The sequence below is a fragment of the Niveibacterium sp. COAC-50 genome (assembly GCF_013184235.1).
In the GTDB taxonomy this organism is placed as follows: Bacteria; Pseudomonadota; Gammaproteobacteria; order Burkholderiales; family Rhodocyclaceae; genus Niveibacterium; species Niveibacterium microcysteis.
In genome coordinates this window covers 22,055-38,395 of record NZ_JABCJM010000001.1, presented here as the reverse complement: position 1 = coordinate 38,395, position 16,341 = coordinate 22,055, and the positions used below count along the sequence as shown (strand labels likewise).

Genomic DNA, 16,341 nt, shown 5'->3' with positions numbered 1-16,341 from the left:
CACTTACTCCGGACGCAGGTCGTCGCTCGCCGCCCGTGCGGCTTGCCATTCAACCCAGGATTTGATGACGAGGGTGACCAGCGCCAGCATCGCGAGCAGCGATGCCACCGCGAAGGCCGCGGAGAGCTGGTACTCGTTGTAGAGGATCTCGATATGCAGCGGCAGCGTGTTGGTGTAGCCGCGGATATGGCCCGACACCACCGACACCGCGCCGAACTCGCCCATCGCGCGGGCGTTGCACAGCACCACGCCGTAGATCAGGCCCCACTTGATGTTGGGCAGCGTGACATGCCAGAAGGTCTGCCAGCCCGATGCGCCAAGCACGATCGCGGCCTCCTCCTCTTCCCTGCCCTGCGCCTGCATCAGCGGAATCAGTTCGCGCGCGACGAACGGGAAGGTAACGAAGATGGTCGCGAGCACGATGCCCGGCACCGCGAAGATGATCTTGATGTTGTGATCGGCAAACCAGGTGCCGAACCAGCCATGGGTGCTGAAGATCAGCACGTAGATCAGGCCTGCGATCACCGGCGACACCGAGAACGGCAGGTCGATCAGCGTGATCAGGAACTGCTTGCCGCGGAACTCGAAGCGCGCGATCGCCCATGCGGCGGCGACGCCGAACACCAGGTTCAGGGGCACCGCAATCGCGGCCGCGAGCAAAGTGAGCGTTACGGCCGATAGCGCATCGGGCTCCACCAGTGCGGCCAGATAAGAATCCCAGCCTTTCTTGAGCCCCTCGACGAACACGGTGGCCAAGGGCAGCAGCAGGAAGAGCGAGAAGAACAGCAGCGAGACGGCGATGATCGTCCACTTCACCCAGGCGGACTCGCGCGTTGCCGGGTTGTCCTCATAGTGCCGCGGTGCAGCGTGCAGATTGAGTGTGACGGTGCTCATCAGCCCACCCTCCCGATGCGGCGCGCGCTCCAGGCCTGCAGGTTGTTGATCAGGAACAGCAGCGCGAACGACACCACCAGCATCACCGCGGCGATCGCAGTGGCCCCGGCGTAGTCGTACTGCTCAAGCTTGGTGATGATCATCAACGGCGTGATCTCGGAGACCAGCGGAATGTTGCCGGCGATGAAGATCACCGAGCCGTATTCACCCACCGCGCGCGCAAAGGCCAGCGCGAAGCCGGTCAGGAGTGCCGGCAGCAGCAAGGGCAGCAGCACCTTGCGGAACACCTGCCAGCGCTGCGCCCCCAGCGAAGTGGCCGCCTCTTCGATTTCGGTCTCGAGGTCTTCCAGCACCGGTTGCACAGTGCGCACGACGAAGGGCAAGCCGATGAAGGTGAGTGCCAGCAGCACGCCCAAGGGGGTGTAGGCGATCTTGATGTCGTAGGGCGCCAGCAGCGCACCGACCCAACCCTTGGGCGAGTAGATCGTCGCGAGCGCGATACCCGCCACCGCGGTCGGCAGCGCGAAGGGCAGATCGACCAGCGCATCGACGATGCGCTTGCCCGGAAAGCGATAGCGCACCAGCGCCCAGGCGAGCAGGAAACCGAAAACGGTGTTGATCGTGGCCGCCAGCAGCGAGGCGCCGAAGGTCAGCCGATACGAAGCGAGCACGCGGGGCGCGGTGGTTACCTCCCAGAACTGGGTGAGCGTGAGCGTGGCCGATTTGGCAAACACCGCAAAGAGCGGGATCAGCACGATCACCGACAGGTAGAACAAGGTGTAGCCCAGCGACAGGCCAAAGCCGGGCAGCACGCGGCGGGCGGCACTCATGGCCGGCTCCGTGGCTGTTCGGCTGCAGATGGCGCGCTTGCTGCGCGCTCGTATCGGATCTTCATGAACGGATGCTCCGTATCGGGGAGCACCGAGTCTATGGGTGCAGCCTTAGAAGGCTAAACAATAAAAACTCAATTCCATATGCGGATTCGCGCGTAAGCGCTCTGGCAGATTCGAGCGGATGGCCATGCCCGCGGCAACACGGCCATCGCGCATAAGCACTTCAGAATTCCTTGGTTGGGCAGCCAAGGCGGGCGCCGTAGATTGATGTCACCTCAATCGCCGGAGAAGCAAGATGACTGCACTCATCGTCGGCGGCGACCGGGTCGCCCCGTTGGCCCGCAGCCTGGCCGCTGCGGGTTACCCCGATGTGCGCCACTGGAGCGGGCGCAAGCCGGGCGAGCTGCACCACCGCCTGCCGCCCAGCACCCGTCTGGTGGTGGTGGTCGTCGACCAGATCAACCACATGATGGCCAGCCGCATCCGCGCGGGCGCCCAGGCGCAGGGCGTGCCGATCGTGTTCTGTCAGCGCTCACGCACCCAGCTCGACGCCGAGCTGCGTCGAATGCAGCTGGCGCAAGCTGCCTGAGACCCATGAGTGCCGCACTCACGACCCGGCAGATCAACGCCATCCGTGCGGCCCTGGGCAAGCACAGCTTCACGCCGCTGGAGGTGGCCCAGCTCGACTACCACGTGATCCGCCATACACAAGGCCTGGGGCCAAAGAGCATCGCCGGCATCCGGCAGTGGTTGCTCGAAGCCGGCCAGGCCGTGGGCCACTGGCAACACGACGACGGCCACTCGCAGCGCGAGCGGCGGCGCGCTCAGCGCATCGCCCAGGCGATCGCGCTGCTTGAACGGCATGGTTACAGCGTGATCGAACCGCGGAAGGGCTGACGCAGCATGTGCCAGTTACTCGGAGTAAGTGCGCGCAAACCCGTCTCCGCGGCCTTCGCGCTTCAAGGCTTCCTGCTGCGCGGCGGCGAAACCGATCAGCACGCCGACGGCTGGGGCATCGGCTACTACCAGGGCGAGCATGCCCGCATGCTGCGCGAAGCCCGCGCGGCAGCACATTCAGGACTCGCACTTCGCATCCGCGAGCAGCAGATCCGTTCGCGCAACTTCATCGTGCATGTACGCAAGGCAACACGTGGCGGTATTGCCGAGCGCAACTGTCACCCCTTCCGCCGTGAGCTGTGGGGGCGTAGCTGGCTGTTTGCGCACAACGGCGATCTCGGCTCTGCGCTGCCATGGGCCCACGGACTCTTCCAGCCGATAGGCGAGACCGATAGCGAGCGCGCGTTCTGCCTGCTGTTGAACCAATTGGTCGATCGCTTTGGTCTGCGTCGGCCATCCGACGATGTGCTGGATGCTGCGATAAGCGCCGCGGCGGACCGGCTCGCGCAGCATGGCAGCTTCAACTTCCTGCTGAGCGACGGCAACCGGCTCTATGCCCGCTGCGCGACGCAGCTATTCCATGTCGAGCGCCGCTACCCCTTTGCGCAGGTGGAACTGATCGACTGTGACCAACAGATCGACCTGGCACGGCACAACCATCTGGACGACCGCATCAGCGTGATCGCAACGCAGCCGCTGACGCGCGGGGAGACCTGGCACGCATTCGCGCCAGGTGAAACAAAGATCTTCGTCCGGGGTGCCGAGCAAACCACCCAGGCCGCGGCCACGCCACGCCCGCTGATCTACGCCTGAACGTCAGCGAGCGGCATCGCGCGCCACCCCTGGCAGCGTCGCTCCGCGCAAAGGTCACGCAGTCCCAAGGTACTTCGCCCAATCGAACTGCGTGCGGCGACTCTCGCCGCGTTTCCGACGTGACGATGTCGGCGCGTCGCCGCCATCGAGGGGACCAAGAGGGAAATCACCGTGCGAGCGGCGCAGCAGATTGAAGATGTCCAATCCGTCGGGCCATGGCCCGTGCCCCGAGTCGACGTTGATATGCCCGGCCGCACCGATATTCACGAAGCGGCTACCCCAGCGATCGGCCAGCCAGGCGGCGCGCATGACGCGCACCCACGGGTCGTTGGTACTCGCAACAACAACACTGGGGAAACCCAGCGGTTCATCGGGTAGCGCCTCACTCAAACCGAACTTGTCCGGATCGGCCGGCGCCACCAGCATGACGCCCGCAATCCTTTCACGATAGGCCTGCGCCACATGCGCGGTGGCGAGGCAACCAAAGCTGTGCGCGACGATCCAGACATGGCCACGCGCACGGTCCAGTTCCTGCCTCAGACTTCCCGCCCAGCGCGCCAGGTTGGGTTCATCCCAGTTCGACTGCTCGACCCGGATGCTGCCTTCGACCTGGCGTTCGAACCAGCTCTGCCAATGCGCCGGCCCGCTGCCATGCAGGCCGGGCACCACGAGTACGGTAGACATGGATACCTCCTTGCGTCGCGGCCCCCGCCACGGTGCGCTGACCTACAGCGTCGCAATCGACACTTCGGTGGACTTCACCAGCGCGACAACTTCGGAACCGATCTTCAGCCCCAACTCGTCGACCGAGCGTGTCGTTATCACCGAGGTGACGATACCCGACGGGGTCTCGACATCCACTTCGCTGACAACATCGCCGCGCACGATCTCCTTCACCTTGCCACGGAACTGGTTACGTACGTTGATCGCTTGAATGGTCATTTTGCTCTCCTGTTGAATCGGTTTAGATGGCCCAGCGGACCTGATTGACCGTGCGTTGCAGCGACACGTCGCCAACCTGCTCCGGCTCCGCCACGGGTTCCGCTGGCGGTTGCTGCAACACCTTGCGCAGCAGATAGTCCTCGAGTGCCGCAAAACGCGGGCTGCCCCGCTCGCGCGGGCGCGCGAGATCGACAGACAGGTCGAGCGTGATGTGGCCCTCGTCGATCAGCACAACGCGATCGGCCAGAGCGATTGCTTCGGCCACATCGTGCGTAACCAGCAGCGCAGTGAAGCCACGCTCACGCCAAAGGCCTTCGATCAGTGCGTGCATTTCAATGCGCGTCAGCGCGTCGAGCGCACCAAGCGGTTCGTCGAGCAGCAGTAGCCGCGGGCTATGGACCAGGGCTCGCGCCAGCGCAACCCGCTGCCGCTGCCCGCCCGAGAGCCTCGCTGGCCATTCGTCGGCGCGCTCGGCGAGCCCGACTTGCGCGAGTACCTCACGCGCCTTGCCCAGCTCAGTGTCCGGCAGGCCGAGTGCGACGTTGTCGATGACGCGCTTCCACGGCAGCAGGCGCGAGTCCTGGAACATGATGCGGGTATCGCCGCGTGCGTCGCGCTGCTCGCCACCGAAGCGGATCTCGCCGGCGGTCTTGTCGTCGAGGCCTGCGACCAGCCGCAGCAAGGTGCTCTTGCCACATCCGCTGCGCCCGACGATCGCGACGAACTCGCCCGGGGCGACGTTCAAGCTCAAGCGGTGCAGCACCTCACGTTCGCCAAAACGTTTGACGACCTGCTCGATCTGCAGCGGAATGCCGCCGCTCGCGCCCCTCGCCCGCAGGGCCACAGCACGGGTTTCCTGAGAATCAATCTGCATATGCGTGCTCCGCTCAAACGGGTTGATAGCCGGGGTGCCAGCGCAACCAGCTGCGCTCAAGCGCACGTGCCAGCACATCCGCCAGCTTGCCGAGCAGCGCGTAGAGCAGGATGCCGACCAGCACCACATCGGTCTGCAGGAACTCGCGCGCGTTCATCGTCATGTAGCCGATACCCGCGTTCGCCGAAATCGTCTCGGCCACGATCAACAGCACCCACATCAAGCCGAGCGAAAAGCGCACACCGACCAGGATCGACGCGACTGCGCCGGGCAGGATCACATGCCGGTACAGCTGCCACCCGGATAGCCCATAACTCTTGGCCATCTCGATCAGCGCCGGGTCGACCGAGCGGATGCCGTGAAAGGTATTGAGGTACACCGGGAAGAACACGCCCACCGCCACGAGGAACAGCTTGGCCGCTTCGTCGATGCCGAACCACAGGATCACCAGCGGGATCAGCGCGAGCGGCGGGATGTTGCGCAGCATCTGCAGGCTGGTGTCCAGCAGGGTTTCGAGTTTGCGGAAGCTGCCGGTCGCGAGCCCGAGCGCCAGGCCCAGCCCGCCGCCGATGGCGAAGCCGAGCAAGGCCCGGCGGGTGCTGACGAGCACATGACTCAGCAGCTCGCCCGACGAAGCTAACCGGATCGTTGCACGCAAGATATCGAGCGGTGCCGGCAGCACGCGGCTGGAGATCAGCCCGGTCTGCGCCGCAACTTGCCACGCCACCAGCAACAGCACTGGCGGCAGCCATGGCAACAAAGCCTGCGTACGGCGGCTCACTTTCAGCGTACTCATCGCGCCCTCAGCTTTGCGATGCCTTCGGCACGAAGTGGTTGGCCACCACCTCGCCGAACGGCCCGGTCAGACTGCCGCCGGGCAGCGTTTGATTCGGTGCGCCATGCTCAAGCGGCAGCAGCGGGAAGACCAGCTCCGCGAAGCGATAGGCCTCTTCCAGATGCGGGTAGCCAGAGAGAATGAAGGCCTCCGCGCCGACATCCTGGTATTCCTTGAGCTTCGCGGCAACCTGCTGGGGGTTGCCGACGATCGCCGTGCCTGCGCCACCCCGCACAAGCCCGACACCGGCCCACAGGTTGGGGCTGATTTCCAGGTCTGCGCGGGTGCGGCCCCGGCCAGCGCCGTGCAGCTCAGCCATGCGCCGCTGGCCAACCGAATCCATCCGCGCCAGCGCGGCCTGCGCGGTCGCAACGGTGTCGTCGTCCAGCCGGCTGATCAGACGCTCGGCATCGGCCCAGGCCTCTTCTTCAGTCTCGCGAACGATCACATGCAGGCGCACACCAAATTTCACCGTGCGGCCGCGCTTGGCGGCGCGTGCACGCACATCGGCAAACTTCTTCGCAACCTCCTCGGGCGGTTCCCCCCAGGTCAGGTAGGTTTCAACCTGCTCGGCGGCGAGCTCATGAGCCGGCTCCGACGAACCGCCAAACCACACCGGCGGATGGGGCTTCTGCACCGGCGGATAGAGCAGCTTCGCGCCCTGGACTCGCAGATGCTTGCCCTCGAAGTCATAGCTTTCACCATCGTGACTGCGAGCGATGATCTCGCGCCAGATGCGGATGAATTCGGCCGACGCCGCGTAGCGCTCGGCATGCGACTCGAACAAGCCATCACCCGCAAGCTCGTTGGGGTCGCCGCCGGTCACCAGATTCACCAGCAGGCGCCCGCCGGAGAGGCGGTCAAAGGTCGCAGCCATGCGCGCCGCAAGGGCGGGCTGCGTCAGCCCCGGTCGCAGCGCAACGAGAAAACGCAGTTGCTTCGTCGCTGCGATCAAGCTCGATGTGACCACCCACGGGTCTTCGCACGAACGGCCCGTCGGCGTCAGCACGCCGTAGTAGCCTAGCCGGTCGGCAGCCTGCGCGATCTGCTGCAGGTAGTCCAGATCGACGCTGCGGGCGCCCTCGCTGGTACCCAGATAGCGACTATCGCCGTGCGTGGGCAGAAACCAGAAGATCTTCATGGCGTTCATTCCTGTCTGCGATGACTTCGCGCTCAGCGACGCGCTGGCAGCGTGGCGTCCTTGACCTGGATCGCCTTCGGAATCAGCTTCAGGTCGTAGAAGGTGTCGGCGAGCTTCTGCTGCTCGGCCAGCACTGCGTCGTCAATCGGCCTCACGCTGAGGTTGTAGCGGTTCAGCGCCTGTTCGATCACGGCCGGATCCAGCCCCTGCAGCGTCGTCAGCTGCGCCGCTGCGGCGCGCGTGTCCTTCTTGATCTGCTGACCCAGCTTGTGCGCTTCATCGAAGAGGATGCGGATCACGTCGGCACGCTTTTCCGCGAATTCGCGTTCGGCGAGGAAGAAGGCGTGGTTGTAGACCACCCCCTGCCCGTCAGCGAGGATGCGGGCATCGACCTGCTTCTCGGCTGCGGACTGGAACGGCTCCCAGATCACCCAGGCATCGATCGCACCACGCTCGAAGGCGGCACGCGCGTCAGCCGGCGGCAGGAAGACGGGCTGGACGTCGCTGTACTTCAGGCCGTGCTTTTCGAGCAGCTTGACCAGCAGGTAGTGCACGTTCGAGCCCTTGTTGAGCCCGATCTTCTTGCCTTTCAGATCGGTAACGCTGCGTATCGGGGAGGCCTTGGGCACAAGCACCGCTTCGGCTGCCGGCGCAGGCAGTTCGTAGCCAACGTAGACAAAGTTCGCACCCGCGGCCTGCGCAAAGATCGGTGGCGCCTCACCGACGTAGCCAAAGTCGATCGAACCGACGTTCAAGCCTTCGAGCAACTGCGGCCCGGCGGGAAACTCGACCCACTTGATCTCCAGCCCCTTGCCCGCGAGCTGCTTCTCGACGGTGCCCTGCGCCTTCAGCAAGGACAACACGCTGGCGGACTTCTGGAAGCCGATGCGCAGCAGTTTCGGGTTGTATTCCGCAAGCGCGGCGGGCGCGACGAGTGCGGCGGCCAGCGCCAGGCTGGCCGTGGCGAATTGGCGACGATACTGATTGAAGACGGACATTCGGATTCTCCGTATTACTGGGTGAGGATGTGTGCGCGCCTGCACCGGCGCGACTCGTTCGAATTCGAAGGGGGCGCTCAGGCGTTGCAACGCGCCGGCGAGAAACGCATGAACCCGTTCGACGCGTTCAGCTTGGCAAGGCGGGGTGACGCACCAAGGTGCTGCGCCAGTGCGTTGACGCCGTCGTCCAGCCGCGCCGCAAGCGCCGGTGCGAGCTGCAGCCCGCCGCCGGAATCGCTGCCGATTTCGCTGTCCAGCGCAAACACAGCCCGGCCGATCTGCGCGGCCGAGAGGCTCGCCAACACCGGGCGCAGCGCATAGTCGATCGCCAGCGCATGCGCGAGGCTGCCGCCGGATGCAATCGGCCATACGAACTTGCCCTCGAAACCGCGCTGCGGCAGCAGATCGAGAAAGGTTTTCAGCAGGCCGCTGTAGGCTGCCTTGTAGATCGGCGTCGCCAGCACGATCGCACTTGCGTCGGCCACCGCGTCGAGCGCAGCAGCGATCGCGGGGTGGCTGCGATCGGCCAGCAGCAGCGCTTCGGCCGGCAGGCTACGCAGCGACAGCGTCGCGACGTCCAGATCGGCGGCCTCGATGGCGTTGCCGACATGGGCCAGCAGCTTCGCTGAACGCGACTCAGCCGATGGACTGCCTGCGATGGTCAAGATGCTCACGTTGCTTTCTCCTTGGTGAATCACGCCCGACGAAGCGGACCTCGCAAACGGAAAACACCGCTGCGGAGTCCGCAATCTAGGCAATGCGGCGCGCATCGCGAACCAAGGAATTCAGCGAAGCATTTCACCCTTCTTCTGCATTGCGTATTCATCGGCCGCCGGTCGCGACACAGCGAGATTCATCGCCTTCGGCTTGTGACAGACGGACCGGGTGCTAACCGCGGCATCCACATCGACCTCGAGAATGAAAAAAGCCCCGTCGCCTTGCGGGCGAACGGGGCCTTACTTCTGTCGCGACTCAGTGTGCGCGGTTGCTCGACAGCCGACGCACGACCGACACCAGCGCATCGACCTCAGCACAGGTGTTGTAGAACGCCAGCGACGGCCGGACTGTTGCTTCAAGTCCGAAGCGGCGCAGGATCGGCTGGGCGCAATGGTGGCCGGAGCGCACCGCGATGCCCTCACGGTTCAACGCCTCACCCACCTCTTCGGTGCGATAGCCCGCCAGCACGAAGGACAGCACGCTGGCCTTGTCCGCGGAGGTGCCGATCAGCCGCACGCCCGGCACCGGCTTGAGTGCATGCGTCGCATACGCCAGCAGATCGTGCTCGTAGCGCGCGATGTTCTCCAGGCCGATACGCTCGACGTAATCGATCGCAGCCCCAAGACCCACTGCGTCCGCAATGTTTCCGGTACCGGCTTCGAATCGGTTGGGCGGTGGCTGGTAGATCGTGCGCTCGAAGGTGACGTCGGCAATCATGTTGCCGCCGCCCTGCCAGGGCTGCATCTTCTCGAGGATATCGCGCTTGCCGTAGACCACGCCGATGCCAGTCGGCGCGAACACCTTGTGCCCGGAGAACACGAAGAAGTCCGCATCCAGCGCCTGCACATCGACACGCATGTGCGACACCGACTGCGCACCATCGACCAGTGCCTTGGCGCCAACGCTGTGTGCCAGCGCGACGATCTCCCGCACCGGCGTGATCGTACCCAGCGCGTTGGAGACCTGCGTGATCGCCACGATCTTGGTGCGGTCGTTGAGCAGCTTGCGGTATTCCTCGAGCAGGATCTGGCCTGAATCGTCCACTGGAATCACGCGGATCTTCGCGCCCACATGCGCCGCGAGCTGTTGCCAGGGCACGATGTTGGCGTGGTGCTCCAGGTTCGACACGACGATCTCGTCACCGGCACCGACGTTCTGCACACCCCAGGTCTTCGCGACGAGGTTGATCGCCTCGGTCGCGCCGCGCACGAAGATCACCTCTTCCACCGAACTGGCGCCGATGAATTTGGCGACCTTCTTTCGCGCGCCCTCGTAGGCATCCGTCGCCCGCGCGGCCAGCTCATGCGCAGCACGGTGGATGTTGGAGTTTTCGTGCGCGTAGAAGTACGCCAGCCGGTCGATCACCGCCTGCGGCTTGTGTGTGGTCGCTGCGTTGTCGAACCAGATCAGCTGCTTGCCGTTGACACGCTCTTGCAGGATCGGGAAGTCGCGGCGGACGGCATTGACGTCGAACGGCGGATGCCCGCTCGGCTGCACCTGCGGCGGCTCCTGCGGCAATGCCACATGATCGACGAAGTAGTAGCCGGGCGCGCTGCGTGCAGCTTCGGGCGAAACCGCACGCGGCGAATCAGTCCCTGCGAGCAGCGCACGCAGTTCGGATTCACCGGGCAAGCCGAAGGACTGGGCGGTGACTCGGTCTTCTCGCGGCACCTCGACCTGCGGCTGGGCAGCCAGCGCCTGAGCGTCACCGAGGAAGTAGTACGGCGAGGTGGGCGGCGTGGCGCTTGCAACCTGAGGCGGCGTGACCGACGGCAGCGCCGCGGCGTAGGCCTCCGGCACGCCGAGCGACGCACCGCCGGCACGGCCGGCGGCTGGTGACGCCTCGGGCAGCGACTCCGGAATACCGGTCGACGCGGCTGCCGAGGGCGCGAACGTCGGTGCGCGACCCGCCAGATCGAGCCGGGGCTCCGGCGCCTGCGCTTGAGTCAGCGTACTGCCGCCGAAGCCGTCGAAATTCGGCGGCGTCGTACCAGGCAGTGCAGCAAAGAACTCACCCGCGAGGCGCGCAAGCGTTCCGACATCCGGCAAGCCCGGCGGCGCCGCGGGCGCAAGGCCCGCGAGCCCCTCACTTGTAGGTGTCGGGATAGTCATGGTACTTGCCGATCTCCACGTCTTCGAGCACTGCCAGCGCGTCGTCCGTCAACACCGCAAGCGAGCAATACAGCGAAATCAGGTAGGACGCGATCGCATTGCGGTTGATGCCCATGAAGCGCACAGACAGGCCCGGGCTCTGTTCGCCGGCAAGGCCCGGCTGGAACAGGCCAACAACGCCCTGGCGCTTTTCGCCGACGCGGATCAGCAGGATCTTGGTCTTGCCATCAACAACCGGCACCTTGTCCGATGGGATGAGCGGGATGCCACGCCAGGTCAAGAACTGCGACCCGAACAGGCTGACGGTGGGCGGCGGCACGCCACGGCGGGTGCACTCGCGGCCAAAGGCGGCAATCGCCAGCGGGTGGGTCAGGAAGAAGGCGGGCTCTTTCCAGACTTTGGTAATCAGTTCGTCCAGGTCGTCCGGCGTCGGCGCGCCGGTCAGCGTGAACACGCGCTGCTCTTCGGCGACGTTGGCGAGCAGACCGTAGTCGGGGTTGTTAATCAGCTCGGATTCCTGACGTTCCTTGATCGTCTCGATCGTCAGGCGAAGCTGCTCTTTGATCTGGTCATGCGGGCTGCTGTAGAGATCCGACACGCGGGTATGCACATCGAGGATCGTCGTGACCGCGTTGAGGAAGTACTCGCGCGGCTGTTCCTCGTAGTCGACGAAGGTCTGCGGCAGTTCCGATTCATCGCGCTGCGAACAGGCGACTTGCACATTGGCCGGATTCTTGACCTTGTTCAGCCGGTAGATACCGGCTTCGACCGGTAGCCACTGCAGCAGATGGACCAGCCAACGCGGCGAAATTACCGACAGTTGCGGGACGGTCTTCGTGGCATTCGCCAACTGGCGGGCGGCGTTATCGCCCAGCGCGGTCGGGATGCTTTGGTGGTCAGCCATGAACGCGACTCCTTATGCAAAATCTTGAAATGAACTGCACTAAATTTCCAATCACTCACCTTGCAACACGGCCTTGACCGTCTCAACCGCCTATCGCCATCAAAAGTGTGTGTACTCGCGGGGCCGAGCCAAGGACTCACAACGCGCCATCACGATCGAGAGCCGCACACCGAAGGCGTCGGCAAGCTTTGCCGCAGTGAGAATTGAGGGCACCACGTCGCCGCGCTCCACCTCACCCACGTAGGTGCGATTGAGGTCAGCCTTCTCGGCGAGCAACTCCTGCGACCAACCACGCTCACCACGCAGTAGCCGCACGGCGCGGCCAAAAAGGGCTGCATCGAGTGCTGTGTCAGATTCCCGCGCCATCGTTGATCACTTCCTGCCGCGTGTTGGCCTGCGTTACATGACTACCCGGTGGCACGCTGCGCGTGAGCCAGATGTTTCCGCCGATCGACGAGCCCTTGCCAATCGTGATGCGACCAAGGATGGTTGCGCCGGCGTAGATCACGACGTCGTCTTCGACCACCGGATGACGCGGGGCGCCTTTGAGCAAGTTGCCGTCCGCGTCCTGCTCGAAGCGCTTGGCGCCCAAAGTCACCGCCTGATATAGACGCACGCGATTACCAATCACTGCCGTTTCGCCGATCACGACACCGGTGCCGTGGTCGATAAAGAAGCTTTCGCCAATCGTTGCGCCGGGATGGATATCGATCCCTGTTTCCGAGTGAGCGATTTCCGACACGATTCGGGCGATGAGCGGCACACCCAGTCGATAAAGCTGGTGTGCCAGGCGGTGATGAATCACTGCCAGCACGCCGGGGTAGCAAAGCAGCACTTCGTCCACGCTGCGAGCTGCCGGGTCGCCGTTGAACGCTGCGGTCACGTCGGTGTCGAGCAGGCGGCGCACCGCGGGCAACTGCCCGGCGAAACTGCGCACGATTTCAACCGCACGCAATTCCAGCTCGGTCGGGCTGGAAGGTGCTTCACGCGCCGCGTACTTGAGCTCCAGCCGCACCTGCGCGAGCAAGCTGTTGAGGGCCGCGTCCAGCGTGTGGCCGACGTAGAAGTCCTCGCTCTCCTGGCGCAGATCGGCTGGCCCGAGGCGCATCGGAAACAGCGCACCGCACAGCGCGGCGGCGATCTCGTTGAGGGCGCTGCGCGAGGGAAGCTCCCGTCCGCCGAAGTCCCTCCCGCGCCGCTGCGCGGTACGCCAGGTGTCGCGAGCCTCACGCAGCCCTGCGACCACGCGATCGAGGTCCCAGTTGGGCTGCGCGCTGAGCAGATGCGCGGAGACGGTGGCCTCGTCGCTCATCGTGCAGCCCTCTTCGCTGTTGCGCGACAGCCGCCCTTCGACGGACGAGGACGGGCTCTCATACCGGCAACCCGCTCGCGTCGAAGACGCCGTCGAACAGGATGGAGCTCAGATAGCGTTCCCCCGAATCCGGCAGCACGACCACGATCGTCTTACCTTCGTTCTCGGGCTTCTTCGCCAGCCGGGCCGCCACGGCAGCCGCCGCGCCGCAAGAGATGCCGGAGAGGATCCCCTCCTCGCGGGCAAGGCGCCGCGCGTAGTCCACCGCCTCTTCGTTGCTCACCTGCTCGATCGCATCCACCAGCGACAGATCCAGCACCTGCGGCACAAAGCCCGCGCCGATACCCTGGATCTTGTGCGGCGCGGGCTTGGGCGGCTCGCCATTGCGCGTCTGCGTCAGGACCGGGCTGGCGGCAGGCTCCACGGCAACCGACTGGATCGCCTTCTTCTGCGTACCCTTGATGTAGCGCGTTACGCCGGTGATCGTGCCGCCAGTGCCGACACCCGAGACCAGAATGTCGATCGCGCCCTCGGTGTCCTGCCAGATTTCCGGGCCCGTCGTGGCCTCGTGAATCGCCGGATTGGCCGGGTTCTTGAACTGTTGCAGCAGCACGTATTTCGGATCGGATGCAGCGATTTCCTCGGCCTTCGCGATCGCGCCACTCATGCCCTTCGCGCCTTCGGTCAGCACCAGCTTCGCACCATAGGCAAGCAGCAGCTTGCGACGCTCGATGCTCATCGTCTCAGGCATCGTCAGCGTGAGCGGAATACCGCGCGCCGCGGCGACAAACGCCAGCGCGATCCCGGTGTTGCCGCTGGTCGGTTCGACTAGCTCCTTGCCCGGCCCGAGCAGCCCACGCTTCTCGGCATCCCAGATCAGTGCTGCGCCGATGCGGCACTTAACGGAGTAGGCCGGGTTGCGGCCCTCGATCTTTGCCAGCACCGTGGCCGGCGCACCGTCGAGGATGCGGTTGAGTTTGACCAGCGGCGTACGTCCAATGGACAGGGAGTTATCAGCAAACCAGTTCGACATGTTGCGCTCCAGAAATGGCGGGAATCCGCGAATCGTTCAGTCCTGAACCCAAGGCAGACCGTGCAGGCGCCAACCGCCAACGCGGCCGCGCTGCTGCGAGGCATCGAGATCGCCCTCAAAGCCTTCGAGGACGTTGAATACGTTGGCGAAGCCCGCCTTCGCAGCGGCCTCGGCGGCGTCGGCCGAACGCTTGCCGCTGCGGCACAGCAACAACACCACGGCGTTCTTGCCTGTCTTGCTTTCAAGCTCACGGACAAAACGCGGATTGCGGATAAGCGAGGTGCCGGTCATCCACGCCACATGCAGCGTCTCGGGCACATGACCAACGAACTTGCGTTCTTCTGCGGTACGTACGTCGACCAACAGCGCGGCACCTTCGCTGAATAGCGCCCAGGCCTCCTGCGGCGTAACCCGCCCCGCATAGGGCAGGCCAGCGTCACGCGCCGCGGCACGCGCACGCTCAAGAATCGCTTCGGCAGCGGCCGACGGTTCCGAACCGCTTGCGGTCGCGCGAAAACCGTTCGCGGCAAGCGGGCTGGTTTGGGATGTTGCGATGAGGGCCATGTCTTCCTCCACGAATCGCCCGCCAGGCGGGGCGTTCAGCGCGTCAAGCGCGCGATGGAGAAAGCGTAGGCGCGCAGCGCTCACACGCGAACCAAGAAAAATTCCAGTGCTTAGTCCGTTTCCGTTCATTCCCATATTCGCGATATGGGATTCGCCCGCGACGGACGCGGTAAACGGAAAACGGCCCGGCAAATGCCGGGCCGCTTGTGCCAGGGGCAATCAGGATTACTTGCCGTAGATCTGATCGAACACGCCTCCGTCGGCAAAGTGCGTCTTCTGCGCCTTCTGCCAGCCGCCGAATACCTCGTCGATCGTGAAGAGCTTCACCGGCGCGAACTGCTTGGCGTATTTCGCCGCAGCCTTGGCGTCGCGGGGGCGGTAGTAGTGCTTGCCGGCAATGTCCTGGCCTTCCGGCGAGTACAGGTATTGCAGGTAGGCCTCCGCCACCTTGCGTGTCCCCTTCTTGTCGACCACCTTGTCGACCACCGAGACCGGCGGTTCGGCGAGGATCGAGATCGACGGCGTGACGATGTCGAACTTGTCGGGGCCGAGCTCCTTCACGGCGAGGTAGGCTTCGTTCTCCCACGCAATCAGCACATCGCCGATGCCGCGTTCGGTGAAGGTGGTGGTGGCGCCGCGCGCGCCGGAGTCCAACACCTTGACGTTCGAGTAGATGCGTTTGACGAAATCACGCGCACTGGCGTCGGTGCCGCCGGTGTGCTTGAGCGCATAGCCCCATGCGGCAAGGTAGTTCCAGCGCGCACCGCCGGAGGTCTTCGGGTTGGGCGTGATCACCTCGACACCGCTGCGAGCCAGATCCGCCCAGTCGGTGATCTTCTTCGGGTTGCCCTTGCGCACCAGGAACACGATCGTCGACGTGTAGGGCGAGGCGTTGCTCGGCAGACGCTTCTGCCAATCCGGCGGCAGCGACTTCGCGCGCGCGGCGATCTCGTCGATGTCGTAGGCCAGCGCCAACGTCACCACGTCGGCATCGAGGCCATCGATCACGGCGCGCGCCTGTTTGCCCGAACCGCCGTGGGATTGTTTGAACGTGACGGTCTCGCCCGTCTTGCCCTTCCAGTACTTCGCGAATGCCGCGTTGTAGTCCGTGTAGAGCTCACGCGTCGGGTCATAGGAGACATTGAGCAGCGTGGTGTCGGCGCTCGCCGCGCCGGCCAAGCCGAGGGCAAGTGCCAGTGCGAACAGGGTCTGGCGGGGTCGGGAAATTTGCATCGTGGAGCCTCTCTGGGGTTCGTGCGAAGTCGATGCGCTGACTGTATCGACCCACCCCCGAGCCGAGAACGAAGAAAAATCGATAAGCAATTCCAGATAAGGATTGCTGCGAAGTTGCGGCGATTCGCCGGTTCGCCACCCATCGCGCCGATTCCCAGCAATTCCGGCACAACCGATGCCAAATGCATTGCGCGCACATCGCCGAACGTCACGAACGAGCGCCCAAGCGCATCGCAGCG

19 protein-coding genes are annotated in these 16,341 nt (G+C 64.7%); 3 read left to right on the top strand and 16 right to left on the bottom strand.

Features of this window, described 5'->3' with window-relative positions:
* Positions 1-3: 3 nt before the first annotated feature.
* Together cysW and cysT are read right to left on the bottom strand one after the other, a co-directional pair.
* Positions 4-894, bottom strand: coding sequence for a sulfate ABC transporter permease subunit CysW (gene cysW, locus HH302_RS00195; RefSeq protein ID WP_172196578.1), 891 nt, complete (start codon positions 892-894; stop codon positions 4-6).
* Complete coding sequence (gene cysT, locus HH302_RS00190) at positions 894-1,724, bottom strand: sulfate ABC transporter permease subunit CysT (RefSeq protein ID WP_172196576.1); 831 nt, start codon at positions 1,722-1,724, stop codon at positions 894-896. Before cysT ends, cysW begins: the two co-directional genes overlap by 1 nt.
* Positions 1,725-2,022: 298 nt before the next feature.
* Here cysT and HH302_RS00185 point away from each other — a divergent pair, with 298 nt between their 5' ends.
* Genes HH302_RS00185 through HH302_RS00175 form a run of 3 tightly spaced genes read left to right on the top strand, consistent with a single transcriptional unit; the run spans position 2,023 to position 3,437 of the window.
* The gene (locus HH302_RS00185) at positions 2,023-2,316 is read left to right on the top strand and encodes a DUF2325 domain-containing protein (protein ID WP_172196574.1); all 294 of its coding nucleotides are present in this window, start codon (positions 2,023-2,025) and stop codon (positions 2,314-2,316) included.
* 5 nt (positions 2,317-2,321) lie between these two features.
* The gene (locus HH302_RS00180; protein WP_172196572.1) at positions 2,322-2,624 is read left to right on the top strand and encodes a hypothetical protein; all 303 of its coding nucleotides are present in this window, start codon (positions 2,322-2,324) and stop codon (positions 2,622-2,624) included.
* Positions 2,625-2,630: 6 nt separating this feature from the next.
* A complete protein-coding gene (locus HH302_RS00175) occupies positions 2,631-3,437 on the top strand; it encodes a class II glutamine amidotransferase (RefSeq protein WP_172196570.1) in 807 nt (268 codons plus the stop codon).
* Positions 3,438-3,491: 54 nt separating this feature from the next.
* On the opposite strand, the gene HH302_RS00170 is transcribed toward HH302_RS00175, so the two are convergent.
* The 14 genes from HH302_RS00170 to HH302_RS00105 form a co-directional block, all read right to left on the bottom strand.
* Positions 3,492-4,121, bottom strand: coding sequence for an alpha/beta hydrolase (locus HH302_RS00170; protein ID WP_172196568.1), 630 nt, complete (start codon positions 4,119-4,121; stop codon positions 3,492-3,494).
* A gap of 42 nt (positions 4,122-4,163) precedes the next feature.
* Positions 4,164-4,379, bottom strand: a complete 216-nt coding sequence (locus tag HH302_RS00165) for a molybdopterin-binding protein (RefSeq protein ID WP_172196566.1) — start codon at positions 4,377-4,379, stop codon at positions 4,164-4,166.
* 22 nt (positions 4,380-4,401) lie between these two features.
* Positions 4,402-5,253 (bottom strand): ATP-binding cassette domain-containing protein, encoded by an 852-nt coding sequence (locus HH302_RS00160; protein ID WP_172196564.1) that lies wholly within the window; start codon positions 5,251-5,253, stop codon positions 4,402-4,404.
* 13 nt (positions 5,254-5,266) lie between these two features.
* The gene (gene ssuC / locus HH302_RS00155; protein ID WP_172196562.1) at positions 5,267-6,049 is read right to left on the bottom strand and encodes an aliphatic sulfonate ABC transporter permease SsuC; all 783 of its coding nucleotides are present in this window, start codon (positions 6,047-6,049) and stop codon (positions 5,267-5,269) included.
* A 7-nt stretch (positions 6,050-6,056) separates the two neighbouring features.
* Positions 6,057-7,229, bottom strand: coding sequence for an FMNH2-dependent alkanesulfonate monooxygenase (gene ssuD, locus HH302_RS00150; RefSeq protein WP_172196560.1), 1,173 nt, complete (start codon positions 7,227-7,229; stop codon positions 6,057-6,059).
* Positions 7,230-7,261: 32 nt separating this feature from the next.
* Positions 7,262-8,227 carry a sulfonate ABC transporter substrate-binding protein gene (locus tag HH302_RS00145; RefSeq protein WP_172196558.1) on the bottom strand — a complete coding sequence of 322 codons (966 nt, stop codon included), beginning with the start codon at positions 8,225-8,227 and terminating at the stop codon, positions 7,262-7,264.
* Positions 8,228-8,304: 77 nt separating this feature from the next.
* Positions 8,305-8,901, bottom strand: a complete 597-nt coding sequence (ssuE, locus tag HH302_RS00140; RefSeq protein ID WP_172196556.1) for an NADPH-dependent FMN reductase — start codon at positions 8,899-8,901, stop codon at positions 8,305-8,307.
* Between the two features lie 298 nt (positions 8,902-9,199).
* Positions 9,200-11,056 (bottom strand): family 2A encapsulin nanocompartment cargo protein cysteine desulfurase, encoded by a 1,857-nt coding sequence (locus tag HH302_RS00135; RefSeq protein ID WP_172196554.1) that lies wholly within the window; start codon positions 11,054-11,056, stop codon positions 9,200-9,202.
* Entirely contained in the window at positions 11,031-11,960 is a 930-nt protein-coding gene (locus HH302_RS00130; protein WP_172196552.1) for a family 2A encapsulin nanocompartment shell protein, read from the bottom strand. Before HH302_RS00130 ends, HH302_RS00135 begins: the two co-directional genes overlap by 26 nt.
* A 99-nt stretch (positions 11,961-12,059) precedes the next feature.
* Positions 12,060-12,326: a helix-turn-helix transcriptional regulator gene (locus HH302_RS00125; protein ID WP_172196550.1), complete on the bottom strand. Its 267-nt coding sequence runs from the start codon at positions 12,324-12,326 to the stop codon at positions 12,060-12,062.
* The gene (gene epsC / locus HH302_RS00120) at positions 12,310-13,272 is read right to left on the bottom strand and encodes a serine O-acetyltransferase EpsC (protein ID WP_172196548.1); all 963 of its coding nucleotides are present in this window, start codon (positions 13,270-13,272) and stop codon (positions 12,310-12,312) included. The genes HH302_RS00125 and epsC overlap by 17 nt, the downstream gene beginning before the upstream one ends.
* Before the next feature lie 58 nt (positions 13,273-13,330).
* Positions 13,331-14,305 carry a cysteine synthase A gene (gene cysK, locus HH302_RS00115; protein ID WP_172196546.1) on the bottom strand — a complete coding sequence of 325 codons (975 nt, stop codon included), beginning with the start codon at positions 14,303-14,305 and terminating at the stop codon, positions 13,331-13,333.
* 36 nt (positions 14,306-14,341) lie between these two features.
* Positions 14,342-14,869: a rhodanese-like domain-containing protein gene (locus HH302_RS00110; RefSeq protein WP_172196544.1), complete on the bottom strand. Its 528-nt coding sequence runs from the start codon at positions 14,867-14,869 to the stop codon at positions 14,342-14,344.
* 225 nt (positions 14,870-15,094) lie between these two features.
* The gene (locus HH302_RS00105) at positions 15,095-16,102 is read right to left on the bottom strand and encodes a sulfate ABC transporter substrate-binding protein (protein ID WP_172196542.1); all 1,008 of its coding nucleotides are present in this window, start codon (positions 16,100-16,102) and stop codon (positions 15,095-15,097) included.
* Between the last annotated feature and the right edge of the window lie 239 nt (positions 16,103-16,341).